This window comes from Vibrio sp. 2033 (assembly GCF_033339735.1).
Window position 1 is genome coordinate 25,384 of record NZ_JAWOVC010000026.1, and the last position, 16,024, is coordinate 41,407.

Genomic DNA, 16,024 nt, shown 5'->3' on the forward strand with positions numbered 1-16,024 from the left:
AAAAGCACGAAAAAATCGGTACGCAATTGAATGAAACGCGCTCCCGCTACTTTGTCTAAAAGAGAAGGAGACCAGTATGAACACGCTTTTTTACAACGATTCGTTTGAGCTTAGTCTGCTTTTACCATTACACTGAATTAAACAAAGGAGGGCGTGTGTTTCCTATCTTATTATTAGCGTTTATTTTTGTTCCGATCATTGAAATCGGCTTATTTATTCAGGTGGGCGGCTTTTTAGGTTTATGGCCGACCATTGCACTAGTCTTAATCACGGCATTTGTTGGTGCATCGTTGGTTCGTAGCCAAGGTATACAAACACTGATGTCAGTACAGGGGCGTCTTGAACAAGGTGAAATTCCAGCCCAGCAAATTTTTGAAGGCGTAATGCTCGCGGTGGCTGGCGTGCTACTGTTAACCCCGGGCTTTATGACCGATGCCCTTGGTATGTTGGTGTTGCTTCCTGCGCCACGCGCCGCGATAGCTAAATACTTGATGAGCAAAATGGTGGTGAAAACCATGCATGGCGGTGGCTTCCAAGGTGGTTTCTCTAACCAGGGGCCATATGAGCAAGACCCGTTCCGTCGTGACCCATTTGATTCCCAGTCAGATAATGGCAATACCTTCGAAGGGGAATACGAGCGTAAAGACGATGATGATCGCAACAAGCTCAACTGATTGAGTTAGACAGTAAAGAAAACAAAAGGGCGCACCAAGCGCCCTTTTCTGTATTTGGAATTCGTGCTGCTTACAATGCGCCTTCAAAGCCCATTTGACGCCATGCTTCAAAAGCAATGATCGCAACGGCATTCGAAAGGTTTAGGCTGCGCGCATCTGGCATCATTGGAATGCGAATACGCTGCTCCATTGGCAAGCTATCGATGATTTCAGCAGGCAAACCACGAGTTTCTGGACCAAACATCAAAACATCACCTGTTTGGTATTGTGCATCAACGTGGTGACCTGTGGTTTTGGTGGTGCAGGCAAACAATCGGTAGTTACCTTGCTTCTCTTTCTCTAAATATTCTAAGAACGCTTGATAGTTTTTATGACGCGTTACGCGAGCTAAATCATGGTAATCCAAACCAGCGCGGCGGACTTTTTTCTCTTCAAGATCGAAACCTAGAGGTTCAATTAAGTGAAGGTTTGCACCGCAGTTGGCGCATAGTCGAATGATGTTGCCGGTGTTCGGCGCGATTTCTGGTTCGTATAAAGCGATATCAAACATGGTATTGAAATAGAGTTGGTCAAAGAGAGGGGCAGTATATACCCAAGTCACCGAAATATGCGAGATTCAGCAAGATTGACCTGGGTATGAAAGCAGGCATTAGCGCGGATGTTAATACCGTAAGTAGCGATGCTCTTTATAAGAGAGCGTGAGCATAGTTTTCTTCAACTGCTCGCCAGTTGACGACGTTCCACCACGCATCAATATATTCTGGGCGACGGTTTTGGTAGCTGATGTAATACGCGTGCTCCCACACGTCTAATGCGAGGATTGGTTCACCGCGCACATCCACTACGTCCATCAGAGGGTTGTCTTGATTACTGGTGGACGTAATGTGAATCTCACCATCTTTTACGATCAGCCATGCAAAGCCAGACCCAAAGGTATTGATGGCTGCTTGGGCAAACGCCTCTTTAAATTGCGCAAAGCTACCAAATTTATCGTTAATTGCTTGAGCAAGCGCGCCTTGAGGCTCTCCGCCACCGTTTGGTGACATGCAATTCCAATAAATGATGTGGTTGTAATAGCCGCCACCATTATTACGTACTGCTGGACTGAGCTTAGAGATATTGTCAAAGATCTCGTCTAATGACTGAGTTTCGAGCTCGCTCCCTTCAACGGCATTTACAAACTTATCAAAGTACGTCTTGTGGTGTTTGCTGTAATGCACTTCCATGGTTTTCGCGTCGATGTACGGCTCTAGTGAATCGTACGGGTAAGGCAGAGCGGGAAATGTATGTGACATAGTAAATCCTCCTTAATTGGAAAATTTACTTTAATGCTAACGATAATTATTATCAACTTTGATCTTTGTAAGGGTATTCTAAGAAGCCTCGCCAATTTCTAAAGTGAGGGTGGGGCTGTGAATCACTCACTCTAGAAATATGGTGCGAATTATTGTTAGTTCATCAAATTGAGACTAACAATTGATCGGTAAGGTGATACTCATACGCAATCCGCCTAAAGGACTTCGGCTGGCTGCGATCGTGCCACTGTGCTGGCGAATGGCACTTTCGGTAATGGTTAGGCCGAGACCTGTGCCGCCAGAGTGGCGATCGCGTGCCGTGGAAACGCGATAGAACGGGCGAAAAATCGCGGCCAGTTCCTCTTCTGGTACACCTTCTCCATTATCGTCAACCGTGATACGAAGCGTATCGTCATCGGCTTTGATGTCGATTTGTACCTCATCTTTTCCGTAGTAAATGGCGTTACGAACGATATTTTCCACCGCACTCATCAGCAGTTTAGGGTTACCGGAAATATTGCGCTTAGGTAATTCTGAATAGTGTAGCTGTTTGCCCATTTGCTCTGCTTCAAACTGCGCATCTTTAATGATTTCTTCCCATAAACTTTCTAGTGGCTGTGTTTCGCGAGTCATATGACTGTTCGCCTGCATGCGAGAAAGCTCTAATAGTTCGCTGATCATCTGTTCCAAGCGCTGCGCTTCGGTATCGATACGAGTCAGTTCTGGGCTTTCGCCTTGTTTACGCGTCGCTAATGCGCTTGCCATGCGCAGACGAGTTAAAGGTGAGCGCAGCTCGTGAGAGATATCGGATAGCAAACGTTGTTGTCCTGAAATCATTTGATTAACCGCTTCGACCATCTGGTTGAAGCTGCTACCTGCTTGACGAAACTCCGCCGTGCCTTTTTCTAAATTTGGGTCTGTGACAAATTCACCTTTCGCCACACGTTGAGCAGCGGCTTCAAGACGACGTGCAGGCTGACTCAAAGCCCAAGCAAGCCATAACAGCAATGGTGTACTAACTAGCATGACCGCAAGCAAGAGCTGGAATGGGTGATCAAACAGACGCAGGAGTAGAGGTGGTGGCTCATTCCATTTGAAGCCCACGTACATCAAGATATCGGAACCTGCCAAAGTGATAGGAATTGGGCCCGCAATCATGTATCGACCATACAGCTTCTGCTTTGGATTATTGTAATCTTCGATACTGGTGACAAAGTTTTGCATTGCACGCAATTGAAAATTGCTGCGTTTTTCTGTCGTAAGAACATTACCGCTGTAGTCAGAAAAAAACACCCTCGGGCGAGGGTCGTGCTTGCCGTGGCGGTTGCCCTCGATACGAAAAAGTATGCGGCCTAAATCAGTTTGCTGGCTGTATTTTTGTTGGATTGAGTCACGCGTTTCTACCATACGTTTGTAGTGTTCTTCTGGAATATCGCGAGCTTTGCGTGGGTCCAAATGTGGCAGTGATAGCACGGCTATCAATACTAATAACATGGTGAACCAAAAAATGGCAAAGATGCGTCCATACAGGCTATTGATGTTTGGCAGTTTGATGCGTGATAGGCGCATTAATCCTCCTCAAGCAGCATGTAGCCACGACCACGCAGGGTTTTGATTCGCGGCTTGCCATTGCTTTGATCTGGTAATTTTTTACGTAAGTTCGAGACATGCATATCGATAGCGCGATCAAAAGCAGCGAGTCGTTTACCAAGCACATCTAAGCTCAGTGTCTCTTTGGTCAGCACTTGTCCTGGGTTTTGTACGAAGTGGGTGAGTAGCGCAAACTCGGTTGCCGTGAGATCGAGTAGCTGTTGCTCACAATACGCTTCTTGCTTACCGGGATAGAGGCGGATTTCTTGATACTCAATGCAATCGCTGTTTTTGGTATTTTTTTGTGTGCTGCTAGTGCGGCGTAAAATCGCGCGGATTCGCGCTAACAGCTCTCGGTCACTAAAAGGTTTTGGTAAATAATCATCCGCGCCCAGTTCCAAGCCGATCACGCGATCAATTTCTTCCCCTTTAGCGGTCAGCATCAAGACGGGAGTTTCCCAATTTTCACGTAAGCGTTTCAGCGTTTCCATGCCATTGAGTTTTGGCATCATGACATCCAACAAAATCAAATCAATCTTATCATTGATCGCGGCTAAGCCGGCTTCACCGTCATTTGCGTCGCTGACGTCAAACCCTTCGAAACTGAGTACTTCTTTTAATAAGCTAGTTAGCTCGATATCGTCATCGATTAAAAGAATGTTTGCCATGGGGGCACCTATAGTAAGTTACCGATAGCCTAATATTACATTGGAATGATGCGCAACGAAGAGGAGAAAAATCACTCTTTACGATTCTTTACGCTCCCTATACGTCGCTTTACCTAGCGGGTCGTATTCTATACTCAAGCGCTGTGGGAACAGCTCAGAAGAACCACTCACCTGTGTAAGGAATCGTATTATGAAGTCTGCAAAAAAACTTGTGTTAGCTGCTGTTGTTCTACCTCTTACTCTTGGCGCCGCAAGCGCATTCGCTTACGGTGGTAAAAACCATCATAAAGGCCCTCGTGACGAATGCGGCATGGGTATGGACCGAGGTGTCATGCGTCAACTAGACCTGACTGATGCACAAAAAGATCAGCTAAAAGAAATGCGTGAAGCAAACAAAGCAGAAATGAAAGCAAAATTCGCTGATGGCAAAGAAGCACGTATGGCTGAGCGTCAAGCGCATCACGCAAAAGTACAATCGCTTTTGCTGGCGGATAACTTTGATGAAGCTCAAGCTAGCGAATTAGCAAAAGAGATGGTTGAGCGCCAAACGGAACGTCGCGTGCAAATGCTAGAAAGAAAGCACCAAATGCTTAGCGTATTAACACCTGAGCAGAAAGCGAAATTTGTTGAGCTACAAAATGAACGTATGCAAGAGTGTGGCGACAGAATGCACAAGCGTATGGAAAAGTCGCGCAATAATTAAGTCATGAATTGATGTTATATAAAGAGGCAGCCATTGGTTGCCTCTTTTTGATCTGGTTATTTCATGGTCATTCAATATACTCAACGTATGGTTTTAGTTAACTCTTTGATTATGAAACAGCAATACGCACGTTTAGTTACGACCGCCGCTTGGACTGCAACCATTGTGGCGACGCTTCTTCTGATAGTAAAAGTCATCACGTGGTGGGTAACCGGCTCAGTGAGCTTATTGGCGTCATTGATTGACTCCATGTTAGATATCGCGGCTTCGGTTGTGAATCTTGTGGTGGTTCGTTACGCCTTACAACCGGCAGACCGCGAACATACGTTTGGACATGGTAAAGCTGAGTCCTTAGCGGCCCTAGCCCAAGCAATGTTTATTTCGGGCTCGGCAGTATTTTTGATTCTTAACGGGATTGACCGATTTTTCCGCCCACATGCTTTACACGCACCGGAGTTTGGTGTGTATGTATCGCTGTTTGCGATTGTGGTCACACTTGGCTTGGTGATGTTCCAAAAACATGTGGTTCGCGTGACGGGGAGCCAAGCAATAGCGGCGGATTCTCTGCATTATCAGACTGATTTGTATATGAATGCTGCGATCATGGTTGCTCTGGGGCTCAGTTATTTTGGAGTGACTCAAGCGGATGCTGTGTTTGCGATTGGTATTGGTGTCTTCATTCTTTATAGCGCTTTCAAAATGGTCAGCGAAGCGATTCAAACCTTACTTGATAGAAAGTTGCCCGATGAAGAGCTTGAGCAAATTAACCAAGCTTGTTTGAGCGTAAAAGGGGTATTGGGCGTGCATCAGTTACGCACGCGAATGTCAGGACCGACGCGCTTTATACAGTTGCATTTAGAGCTAGACGATAACTTACGATTAATTGAGGCGCATTACATTGCTGATAAAGTGGAAGATAATTTATTGGCTCTGTTTCCTGATGCGGATGTATTGATCCATCAAGATCCATTGTCTGTCGTTTTCGGACCAGAGAAAGAGCAGAAAGCACAAGATTGGTAGGCTTGAAAAATCCATCAGTGCCCGACGACAAACAGGTACTTATTGACTATCTTTCCATCAATACTTATTAAGATTCGTGATCCTGATATGAATCAACAAAGTTTCATAGAGAAACTGTAATACTCTTACATAAGTAGAAAAGTTACATAAAAAAGTGCGTTTTCATTGGTAATCCTGTAGAGGAAATGTAACATAACGCACAGTTCTGGATTATGCAGGTTGCTTGGTAACAAGGGGCCTAAAAGAAAATTAAATAATTGATTGCCAAAGATCGAGGGTGAGCATGATTAAGAAGATCGGTGTTTTAACAAGTGGCGGTGACGCACCTGGTATGAACGCTGCGATACGCGGCGTAGTACGTACAGCACTATCCGAAGGATTGGAAGTATTCGGTGTGTACGACGGCTACCTAGGCCTATACGAAGGCCGCATCGAGAAGCTAGATCGTTCTAGCGTTTCAGATGTGATCAACAAAGGTGGTACGTTCCTAGGTTCTGCACGTTTCCCTGAATTTAAACAAGTGGAAGTTCGTGAAAAAGCGATTGAGAACCTGAAAAAACATGGTATCGATGCACTAGTGGTAATCGGTGGTGATGGTTCGTACATGGGTGCGAAGAAACTGACTGAAATGGGTTACCCATGTATCGGTCTTCCGGGCACAATCGACAACGATATCGCAGGTACGGATTACACTGTGGGCTACCTAAGTGCACTAAACACCGTTATCGATGCAATCGACCGTTTACGTGATACTTCTTCATCTCACCAACGCATTTCAATTGTAGAAATCATGGGCCGTCACTGTGGTGATTTGACTCTGATGTCTGCAATTGCGGGCGGTTGTGAATACATCATCACTCCGGAAACTGGTCTAGACAAAGACAAGCTGATCAGCAACATCCAAGATGGTATCGCTAAAGGTAAGAAACACGCGATCATCGCGCTTACTGAGCTAATGATGGATGCTAATGAACTAGCACGTGACATCGAAGCCGCGACAGGTCGTGAAACTCGTGCAACAGTACTTGGTCACATCCAACGTGGTGGTCGTCCAACTGCATTTGACCGCGTACTAGCATCTCGTATGGGTAACTACGCTGTTCACCTATTGATCGAAGGTCATGGTGGTCGTTGTGTAGGTATCGTGAAAGAGCAACTTGTTCACCACGATATCATCGACGCAATCGAAAACATGAAGCGTCCAGTACGCAACGATCTATACAAAGTTGCTGAAGAGTTATTCTAAGCAAGCTTGAAATAGATAAACAAAACCGCGGCTTTCCGCGGTTTTTTTGTATTTGAGAATCAACAAAAAAGAAACTAGCGATAGACGAGTGCTAAGACACGCTGCTCTGCTCTATGAGCGTTAATTTGCGCTCGCGCAGCGCAAACAAGTAGCCCAGTAGCCCACCCAACGTATTCCCAACCGCGATACCGATAAACAAGCCTTCAATGCTGTAGATTTGGCTCCCGACCCACGCCGATGGCAAGGTAAAAATGAACAGCCGCATAAAGCTCCACTGGAATGCACGCAATGGCTTGTGCATCGCATTCAAACCACTGACTAACATCATTACGATGCCTTGGAAGCCATAACTAAATGGCACCACCAGTAAATAATGCCAAAGCAGGTTTTTCACCGCATCTTCCTGAGAAAACAGCGCAGCCAGAGGAATGCTCAGCGGTACCATCATCAAGAAGATAAACCCTTGGAATACCACTGCAAAACGCATGCTAATAAATAAACCGGAAAAGGCTCGTTGCGGTTGTTTGGCTCCTAAATTTTGTGCCATAAACGGTGTGAGGGCAGAGGTCAGCGACATCAATACTAAAATCAATATGGACTCAATACGCTGCGCTGCGCCGTAAGCAGCAACCGCCGCTGTACCGTGGTTGGATAACAGCATCATCAGAATGGCACCGGACAACGGATTCATCGCGTTTGATAGCGCTGCAGGGGTACCAATTTTTAGTGTCTGTTGCCAGTCTTGTTTCAGCAAAGCCCATTGGGGTTGAGCAAGCAATTTTTCCCGTTTAATTAGCACATAGAATGAGCCACACAAAGCACCTAACCAGCTAAAGGCACTTGCTATGGCTGCGCCTTGAATGCCAAGTTCCGGAAAAGGGCCATAACCGAAAATCAACAATGGATCGAGCATGCCATTAATCAAACCAGCCAACATCATGACTTTTGCTGGTGTCTTTGTGTCGCCAGTAGCTCGGATAGCACTGTTGCCCGCCATTGGGATCACTAGCAGAGGAATGGTGAGATACCAGACCTGCATATACTGCTCAATAAGAGGGATGAGATCATCAGACGCACCAAGAAAACGAAACAATGGCGCAATGGTGGTAAAGCCAATAGAAGACGCGATAGCCACAAGTAACACGGCTAATAACAAACCGTGGGTGGTGAACCGTGCAGCTTGTGGTGCATGACCTTGCCCAAGCAAGCGACCAATATTGGTCGATAGTCCCATCCCAATCCCCATCGTAATGCAGTTAACCGCAAAGGTGACAGGGAAGGTATAGCTGATAGCTGCTAGCGCTTGAGTGCCAAGCAACGAGATAAAAAACGTGTCCACCAAGTTAAACATCAAAATTGCGATCATGCCCATGGTCATGGGTACGGTCATTTTCCGCAGCGTTTCAGGAATGGGTGCGGTCAACAAACCATGCTTATCGGTCGCTTGGGGTTCCAGCTTGTTATTTTCCTGCATGTGTGACAACTATCTGGTGAGCAAAATGCAAGGATACAAGAAAGCGAGATGCCGAGCGAGTGAGCATTTCTAACGCAAACCGTTGCCTAGTTGTTCGTTATTTTAACTAAGTCACAAAAATTTTGTGCCACCCCCTTGGGATCGCTGCTTCGACCCCTTATATAGGGATCACGTGTCTGGGGCTACAGTCCCTAAGGACAATTATCAAATAAACATGGAAATTTTCAGGAGAGACGACCGATGAACATTCGTCCATTACATGACCGAGTTATCGTTGAACGTAAAGAAGTTGAATCTAAGTCTGCTGGTGGCATCGTTCTGACTGGTTCTGCTGCAGAAAAATCGACTCGCGGTGTTGTTCTAGCTGTGGGTAAAGGCCGCATCCTAGAAAACGGCACCGTACTGCCACTAGACGTTAAAGTCGGTGATACCGTTATCTTCGCTGAAGGTTACGGTACAAAAACTGAAAAAATCGACGGTAAAGAAGTGCTTGTCATGTCTGAAAACGACATCATGGCGATCGTTGAATAATAGCAATCATTGAGTAATTTTTTGCTCAGATTCAATTACGAAATTACACACAAAGAATTTTAGAAAGGAAATCAAAGATGGCTGCTAAAGACGTTAAATTTGGTAATGACGCACGAGTTAAAATGCTGGAAGGTGTAAACGTTCTGGCTGACGCAGTAAAAGTAACACTGGGTCCTAAAGGACGTAATGTCGTTCTAGACAAATCTTTTGGTGCACCGACTATCACTAAAGATGGTGTATCAGTAGCGCGTGAAATCGAGCTGGAAGATAAATTCCAGAACATGGGCGCACAAATGGTTAAAGAAGTTGCGTCTAAAGCAAACGACGCAGCGGGTGACGGTACAACAACAGCAACGGTACTAGCACAATCTATCGTTAACGAAGGTCTAAAAGCAGTCGCAGCGGGCATGAACCCAATGGATCTTAAGCGTGGTATCGACAAAGCTGTTGCTGCGGCAGTTGAGCAACTAAAAGAGCTTTCTGTTGAATGTAACGACACAAAAGCGATCGCGCAGGTTGGTACTATCTCTGCAAACTCAGACGCAAGCGTAGGTAATATCATTGCAGAAGCAATGGAGCGTGTGGGTCGTGATGGCGTTATCACGGTTGAAGAAGGTCAGGCGCTACAAGACGAGTTAGACGTAGTAGAAGGTATGCAGTTCGACCGCGGTTACCTGTCTCCTTACTTCATCAACAACCAAGAATCAGGCAGTGTTGATCTAGAAAACCCATTCATTCTTCTTGTTGATAAGAAGATCTCAAACATTCGTGAGCTTCTTCCAACGCTAGAAGCTGTCGCGAAAGCATCTCGTCCACTGCTTATCATTGCAGAAGATGTAGAAGGCGAAGCGCTAGCAACATTGGTTGTGAACAACATGCGTGGCATCGTAAAAGTTGCAGCTGTGAAAGCACCTGGTTTCGGTGACCGCCGTAAAGCAATGCTACAAGACATCGCTATCCTAACTGGCGGTACTGTGATTTCTGAAGAGATCGGTCTAGAGCTAGAAAAAGTTGCACTAGAAGATCTAGGTCAAGCGAAGCGTGTTTCTATCACGAAAGAAAACACGACTATCATCGATGGTATCGGTGAAGAAGAGATGATCTCTGGCCGTGTTGCTCAGATTCGTCAACAAATCGAAGACGCAACTTCAGACTACGACAAAGAGAAACTACAAGAGCGCGTAGCTAAACTGGCTGGCGGTGTTGCAGTAATCAAAGTCGGTGCAGCGACTGAAGTTGAAATGAAAGAGAAGAAAGACCGTGTAGAAGATGCGCTAGCCGCAACTCGCGCAGCGGTTGAAGAAGGTGTTGTTGCTGGTGGTGGTGTTGCACTTATCCGCGCGGCATCTAAGATTGCTCACCTAACGGGTGACAACGAAGAACAAAACGTTGGTATCCGCGTTGCACTACGTGCAATGGAAGCGCCAATCCGTCAAATCACGAAGAACGCAGGTGAGGAAGACTCAGTGGTTGCGAACAACGTGAAAGCGGGTGAAGGTAGCTACGGCTACAACGCGGCAACAGGCGAATACGGCGACATGCTAGAAATGGGTATCCTGGACCCAACTAAAGTTACTCGTTCTGCACTACAATTCGCAGCATCGGTTGCAGGTCTGATGATCACTACTGAAGCGATGGTTACTGACCTACCGCAAAAAGACGCGCCAGCGATGCCTGACATGGGCGGCATGGGTGGCATGGGCGGTATGGGCGGCATGATGTAAGCCAGCTTATCTCATCGCTCTAGGGAAACCTTATAGCGGAAAGATAACCGACCAAACCTTTAAAAGTCGAGGCAGATGCCTCGACTTTTTTATGCGTATCACCTGAGAAACATGACGTTCTGGTGTGGCTTATCATGAAATTTTTGAGCGTAAAAAGCGCCATTTCAGAAGCAAAAAATCGAAGAGAAATATTTTTTCTTTTGAGTCAGATGGTTAAATCTGACCTATTGCTAACACTTTTTGAACGGGGACAGAGCAAAATCTGAACATTACACTATGTTGTAAATTGTTGCTTCCCATCATGGAGATGAAAATGAAAAAGCTTATGACGTCATTGGCGGTTGCAGCCGCTATCGCATCACCTGTTGCTTTTGCCGACAGTACACCTGTGATGTTCTCTACTATCGATAACACAAACGCACCTTCTAATTCTTCAGTTGGTGGCGTTCGTTTAGCTGTGCTGCATGGGCAGGTAAATGAGGTTAAAGGTGTCGACTTTTCACTGCTTGGTATGTCAGAAACGGATCGTACGACAGGTGTGAACTTCGGTCTGTTTTTTGGCGCAGCAAAAGTAAATCAAGAAATGAAAGGCGCGTCTTTAGGCTTAGTTAACTGGAACCAAGGTCAGACGACGGGTGTTAACTTGGGTGCTGTTAACATTACGAACAACGTAAAAGGCTTGAACTGGAGCGCGGTGAACTATTCTGAAGGCTACACCATGGCGGATGTGGGCTTAGCGAGTATCTCTAAGAAGTCTAATTTCCAGTTTGGTTTCTTCAACATGACCGATCAAATCGATGGCGTGCAAATTGGTCTTTTGAACTGTGCGGATAACGGTTTCTTCAAGTGTTTCCCACTCATCAACTTTGCTAAGTAATCCCTGAGAAAGTCAGAATCTTTATATACAGAAAGCCCTCGATGTTCGTCGAGGGCTTTTTAATTACAGATGGGATGAAGCGAGTTTCTCGGATCGTTAACTATTTAATTAATCGTGATGAAGTTTTGCGTTGTTGAATTCTTTGATGAACACCGCGGCGTAATGCTTTGATGTGGTTTTCTGCTTTATCCACACCTAACAACACGGTTAATGTCAGGAGAGTAATAACCACCGACTGCGTTAAATAACCTAAACCTATCATCAAACCTAAACCTGCTAGCACCCATATTACAGCCGCGGATGTTACGCCATGGATTTTTCCATCAAGTGTCATCATAACGCCAGCGCCTAAGAAGCCGACGCCAGTAATAATCTGACCAAGCACTCGTGCTTGATCAAGTGTATTTGGCGATAACGACACGGCCATCGACATAAACAGGTAGGTGCCTGAAATAATTAGTATTGCTGTGCGAATGCCAACCGGTTTACCACGAGTTTGGCGCTCTATACCGATCATGAGCCCATTAATGGCGCAGCATAGTAGGGCAGGCCAACTGAATGGGCCAAGATCGAAAATTTGTTCGAATGCTGTATGCATCTTGACCTCCAAAAGTGCGGAGTATGCATAGACTTACCGTGCAAAGCGAACAAAAATAATCAATCTAGACGACAAATTTAATTGAGCGTTGGAGCTTATTCTAAATGCAAATCCAACGGCGTTTTACTTGGCCTGCCACCAATTTCTCGTGTGAGTTTTGGCACCAGATAACCCGATACACGCGTGATGAGTCCGCGCATAATAGCTTTCGCTTCTTCGTCCGAAATAAAGTAGTGCGCTGCGCCTTGCACCTTATCAAGAACGTGGAGGTAATAAGGCAAGATACCCGCGTCAAATAAGGCCTCACTTAATGCCACTTGAGCTTCTACCGAATCATTCACGCCTTTCAGCAGAACGCCTTGGTTTAGAAGCGTAACGCCCGCTCTTTTGAGCTTGAACATCTGTTCAGCAAATTCGTCATTGATTTCGTTGGCATGGTTGATGTGAGTGACGAGGATGATTTGTAACCTTGATGCTTGCAGAAGTTGGCATAGTTCATCAGTGACTCGAGCTGGAATCACCACAGGTAAACGGCTATGAATACGCAGACGTTTGATGTGAGGAATGTGAGCAATGTGCTCTAAAAGCCAATGAATCTCATCGTCTTTTGCCATTAATGGATCACCACCTGAGAAGATGACTTCGTTCAACTCTGGTTGTTGTGCCATGTACTCTAAGCACTTGGTCCAGGCTTGTTTCCCGCTTTTGTTCTCTTGATAAGGGAAGTGACGACGAAAACAGTAACGGCAATTTACCGCGCAGCCACCTTTGACAATCATCAGGGCGCGGTTGCGATACTTGTGTAGCAGGCCAGGGACTTCATTGTCTTGCTCTTCCAATGGATCATTGGAGTAACCCGGATGCACCTCAAATTCGTCGCTCAGTGGTAAAACCTGACGTAGAAGAGGGTCTTTAGGGTTGCCTTTCTCCATCCTATCGACAAAACTTTGCGGTACACGCTGTGCAAACAGCTTGCGCGCGGCAAACCCGTCTTGCCACGGTGAAGGATCAATTTCCAGTATTTCGAGCAATTTTGCAGGATCAGAGATCCCATTCGCCAACTGTTTGAGCCAGTTTTGCTCAACAGATTCGACTTTTCGGGTTATTATGTGCGGCATTGAATTTAGCTCTAAGAATGTAAGAGGAAAAAATGGCTACAGTTAGCACCAATGAATTTAAAGGCGGTCTTAAGTTAATGCTTGATAACGAGCCTTGTGTAATTCTGGAAAACGAATACGTTAAACCAGGTAAAGGCCAAGCGTTCAACCGTGTTAAAATTCGTAAACTTCTTTCTGGTAAAGTGCTAGAGAAAACATTCAAGTCTGGTGACACTTGTGAAGTGGCAGACGTAATGGATATCGACCTAGATTATCTATATTCAGACGGCGAATTCTACCACTTTATGAACAGTGAAACGTTTGAACAGATCGCAGCAGATGCAAAAGCGGTAGGTGAAAACGCTAAGTGGTTGGTAGAAAACAACACTTGTATGATCACTCTTTGGAACGGTAACCCAATTACTGTTACTCCACCAAACTTCGTTGAGCTAGAAGTTGTAGACACAGACCCAGGCCTGAAAGGTGATACTCAAGGTACTGGCGGTAAACCAGCGACTCTATCAACTGGCGCTGTTGTTCGTGTTCCTCTGTTCATCTCAATTGGTGAAGTGATTCGCGTAGATACTCGTACTGCTGAATACGTAGGTCGTGTGAAGTAAGCACTTTATATGATTGTTAGAAAGGTCGCTTCGGCGGCCTTTTTTATTGCCTGTGACTCTTCTCTTTTAATCCCTCTGCGTAAAACATCGATATCCTCCGCAAATTTTTGATGATTTTGTATTATTCGTAAAAATCTTATTTATTCCATGAATCTGTCGATTATTCCTTAATGTAACATTTTGATACATTAGTACTTGTCGCTGAGTTGCATAGCAATCTGATTTTTATCGATTTAACTCAGTAACAATCCAAAAAGGAGAACAAAATGGAAAGCAGAGGTTTAGGAAGGGGTTTAAAGGTGGAAGAAAGACGTCAGTTACTACATAAAGGATTAAAAGCAGCCGTATTTGGCGTACCGCTGTTGGCAATAGGCTTAACGATTAATAGCTCGGTGCTGATGACCGATGCGGGTTACAGCTACGTGCATCAGAATAATATTACTGGTAAGTTGGATGTGTTTACTGAACCTGGCATTCATTTTCGCATGCCATTTCTGTCCAAAATCACCAAGTATGACCAAGTGATCACCGTGTCATTCGGTAACAGCAAGGGCGAAGATTTTTATCAACGCCTTGATGCGATTCAGGTTCGATTTGCCGACACCTATATTGGTCAAATCCCCGTAACATTCCGCTTTAAGCTCAGTAATGACCCTGAAGCGGTGAAGAAGATGCACAAAGAGTTCCGCAACAACAGTAACTTGATCGATGCGCTGCTTGTAAAGAACGCACGTAACGTAACGGTGATTACCGCAACCCAATACACGGGTGAAGAGTTTTTCCAAGGTGGCTTGAACCAGTTCAAATCGAAACTTGGCGATCAGTTACGAGAGGGGATTTATCTAACAGAGCGACGTCAGGTTGAAGTGGAAGAGTTGGATCTTGCGCCTGTTGGGGTGAATCAAGCCAATCCGAACCAATTACAGCGCACCAATCAACTGGTTTGGAAAACCGTACCTGTCGTAGACAAAACCGGGCAACCGATTCGTCAAGACAATCCGTTACAACAATACGGTATTCAAGTGACGCAGGTGACCATTGGTGACCCGCAGCCAGAAAAGCAATTAGATCAGCTATTGGCAGATAAAAAACGTTTAGTGGCGGATCGTATTCGTGCGATTCAGGAACAAGAAACGTCGAAAGCACAGGCAGAGACCGAGCAGTTACGCAAAGAGATTCAACGAACACGTGAGGTGCAAGACGCCCAGCGTGGTAAAGAACTCGCAATTATTGCTCAGCAAAAAGAAGTGGAAGTTGCACGTCAGATTGCAGAGCGTGAAATCGTTGAAGTGGAAAAAACCAAACGACTTGCTGAAGTCGAGAAGGAGAAAGAGCTAGCTATCGCAGAGGCTAACTTAGCGATTCAAAAAGCGAACGCACTTTCTGCTGAGTTTGAAGCGAAAGCGATATTAGCGAAAGGTCGCGCAGAATCTGAAGTCCTAAAAGGTAAGTATGCGGCGTTAGGAGCAAACCGTGAAGTTTACTTGGCAGAATTGAATCGAGACGTAGCGAACTCGCTGTACAACAATTTGCAAAACTTCCAAGTTCAGATGCCACAAAATTACATTGGTGGAAGTGACGAAACGGGCTTGAAAACAAACCTAGATGTGATTACTGGCTTTGGTGCTCTGGGTCTTATGGACCAGACAAAGAAGGTCGCACAGCAATAAGATCATGGGTGGTCAAAAGCTTAAAAAGCAAAAAGATCATGGGTAACCCAAAGCAATAAAAAAGCTGGCATTTAGCCAGCTTTTTCTTTTTTGGTCATGTGCCGTCCTAAATAAGGTTGACACTTTCCACCCCCAAAATTGGAGAGTGTTATGAAATCAGCAACTAAAAGAACTCAGCGCGATTACTCCCTCGCTTTTAAACTCACTGTAGTTGATGAGGTTGAAAAAGGAAGCCTC

Annotated in this window: 16 protein-coding genes; 9 read left to right on the plus strand and 7 right to left on the minus strand. The window is 45.4% G+C overall.

Going from position 1 to position 16,024, the window contains the following annotated elements; translation table 11 throughout:
* Positions 1 to 155: 155 nt before the first annotated feature.
* Positions 156 to 674: an FxsA family protein gene (locus R7P74_RS21985; protein WP_130545484.1), complete on the plus strand. Its 519-nt coding sequence runs from the start codon at positions 156 to 158 to the stop codon at positions 672 to 674.
* 70 nt (positions 675 to 744) lie between these two features.
* Here R7P74_RS21985 and trmL read toward each other — a convergent pair whose 3' ends face one another.
* The 4 genes from trmL to R7P74_RS22005 form a co-directional block, all read right to left on the minus strand.
* Complete coding sequence (gene trmL / locus R7P74_RS21990; RefSeq protein WP_025768811.1) at positions 745 to 1,224, minus strand: tRNA (uridine(34)/cytosine(34)/5-carboxymethylaminomethyluridine(34)-2'-O)-methyltransferase TrmL; 480 nt, start codon at positions 1,222 to 1,224, stop codon at positions 745 to 747.
* Positions 1,225 to 1,360: 136 nt separating this feature from the next.
* Entirely contained in the window at positions 1,361 to 1,969 is a 609-nt protein-coding gene (locus R7P74_RS21995; protein WP_005382382.1) for a superoxide dismutase, read from the minus strand.
* Between the two features lie 174 nt (positions 1,970 to 2,143).
* Positions 2,144 to 3,538 (minus strand): envelope stress sensor histidine kinase CpxA, encoded by a 1,395-nt coding sequence (gene cpxA / locus R7P74_RS22000; protein WP_005382383.1) that lies wholly within the window; start codon positions 3,536 to 3,538, stop codon positions 2,144 to 2,146.
* The gene (locus tag R7P74_RS22005) at positions 3,538 to 4,227 is read right to left on the minus strand and encodes a response regulator (protein ID WP_213973483.1); all 690 of its coding nucleotides are present in this window, start codon (positions 4,225 to 4,227) and stop codon (positions 3,538 to 3,540) included. The genes cpxA and R7P74_RS22005 overlap by 1 nt, the downstream gene beginning before the upstream one ends.
* Positions 4,228 to 4,417: 190 nt before the next feature.
* Here R7P74_RS22005 and R7P74_RS22010 point away from each other — a divergent pair, with 190 nt between their 5' ends.
* The 3 genes from R7P74_RS22010 to pfkA all read left to right on the plus strand — a co-directional run bounded on the left by R7P74_RS22010 (position 4,418) and on the right by pfkA (position 7,196).
* Positions 4,418 to 4,930 carry a CpxP family protein gene (locus R7P74_RS22010; protein WP_005386388.1) on the plus strand — a complete coding sequence of 171 codons (513 nt, stop codon included), beginning with the start codon at positions 4,418 to 4,420 and terminating at the stop codon, positions 4,928 to 4,930.
* Between the two features lie 111 nt (positions 4,931 to 5,041).
* Positions 5,042 to 5,950, plus strand: coding sequence for a CDF family cation-efflux transporter FieF (gene fieF, locus R7P74_RS22015; RefSeq protein ID WP_213973490.1), 909 nt, complete (start codon positions 5,042 to 5,044; stop codon positions 5,948 to 5,950).
* 283 nt (positions 5,951 to 6,233) lie between these two features.
* Positions 6,234 to 7,196: a 6-phosphofructokinase gene (gene pfkA / locus R7P74_RS22020; RefSeq protein ID WP_005381521.1), complete on the plus strand. Its 963-nt coding sequence runs from the start codon at positions 6,234 to 6,236 to the stop codon at positions 7,194 to 7,196.
* Between the two features lie 91 nt (positions 7,197 to 7,287).
* Here the strand turns inward: pfkA and R7P74_RS22025 are convergent, their stop codons facing one another.
* Positions 7,288 to 8,670, minus strand: coding sequence for an MATE family efflux transporter (locus tag R7P74_RS22025; protein ID WP_017635565.1), 1,383 nt, complete (start codon positions 8,668 to 8,670; stop codon positions 7,288 to 7,290).
* A gap of 240 nt (positions 8,671 to 8,910) precedes the next feature.
* Here R7P74_RS22025 and R7P74_RS22030 point away from each other — a divergent pair, with 240 nt between their 5' ends.
* The 3 genes from R7P74_RS22030 (at position 8,911) to R7P74_RS22040 (ending at position 11,802) form a co-directional block, all read left to right on the plus strand.
* Complete coding sequence (locus R7P74_RS22030) at positions 8,911 to 9,201, plus strand: co-chaperone GroES (RefSeq protein ID WP_005381516.1); 291 nt, start codon at positions 8,911 to 8,913, stop codon at positions 9,199 to 9,201.
* Positions 9,202 to 9,278: 77 nt separating this feature from the next.
* Complete coding sequence (groL, locus tag R7P74_RS22035; RefSeq protein WP_005381509.1) at positions 9,279 to 10,925, plus strand: chaperonin GroEL; 1,647 nt, start codon at positions 9,279 to 9,281, stop codon at positions 10,923 to 10,925.
* 313 nt (positions 10,926 to 11,238) lie between these two features.
* Positions 11,239 to 11,802 (plus strand): VC2662 family protein, encoded by a 564-nt coding sequence (locus R7P74_RS22040; RefSeq protein ID WP_005381507.1) that lies wholly within the window; start codon positions 11,239 to 11,241, stop codon positions 11,800 to 11,802.
* Between the two features lie 100 nt (positions 11,803 to 11,902).
* Here R7P74_RS22040 and R7P74_RS22045 read toward each other — a convergent pair whose 3' ends face one another.
* Both R7P74_RS22045 and epmB read right to left on the minus strand, forming a co-directional pair.
* Positions 11,903 to 12,400: an MgtC/SapB family protein gene (locus R7P74_RS22045; RefSeq protein WP_005381504.1), complete on the minus strand. Its 498-nt coding sequence runs from the start codon at positions 12,398 to 12,400 to the stop codon at positions 11,903 to 11,905.
* Between the two features lie 95 nt (positions 12,401 to 12,495).
* Positions 12,496 to 13,518 carry an EF-P beta-lysylation protein EpmB gene (gene epmB / locus R7P74_RS22050; RefSeq protein ID WP_005381502.1) on the minus strand — a complete coding sequence of 341 codons (1,023 nt, stop codon included), beginning with the start codon at positions 13,516 to 13,518 and terminating at the stop codon, positions 12,496 to 12,498.
* Between the two features lie 32 nt (positions 13,519 to 13,550).
* Between epmB and efp the strand changes: the two genes are divergently transcribed.
* Both efp and R7P74_RS22060 read left to right on the plus strand, forming a co-directional pair.
* A complete protein-coding gene (gene efp / locus R7P74_RS22055; protein WP_005381500.1) occupies positions 13,551 to 14,117 on the plus strand; it encodes an elongation factor P in 567 nt (188 codons plus the stop codon).
* 266 nt (positions 14,118 to 14,383) lie between these two features.
* Positions 14,384 to 15,787 carry an SPFH domain-containing protein gene (locus R7P74_RS22060; protein WP_318123186.1) on the plus strand — a complete coding sequence of 468 codons (1,404 nt, stop codon included), beginning with the start codon at positions 14,384 to 14,386 and terminating at the stop codon, positions 15,785 to 15,787.
* Positions 15,788 to 16,024: the final 237 nt, after the last annotated feature.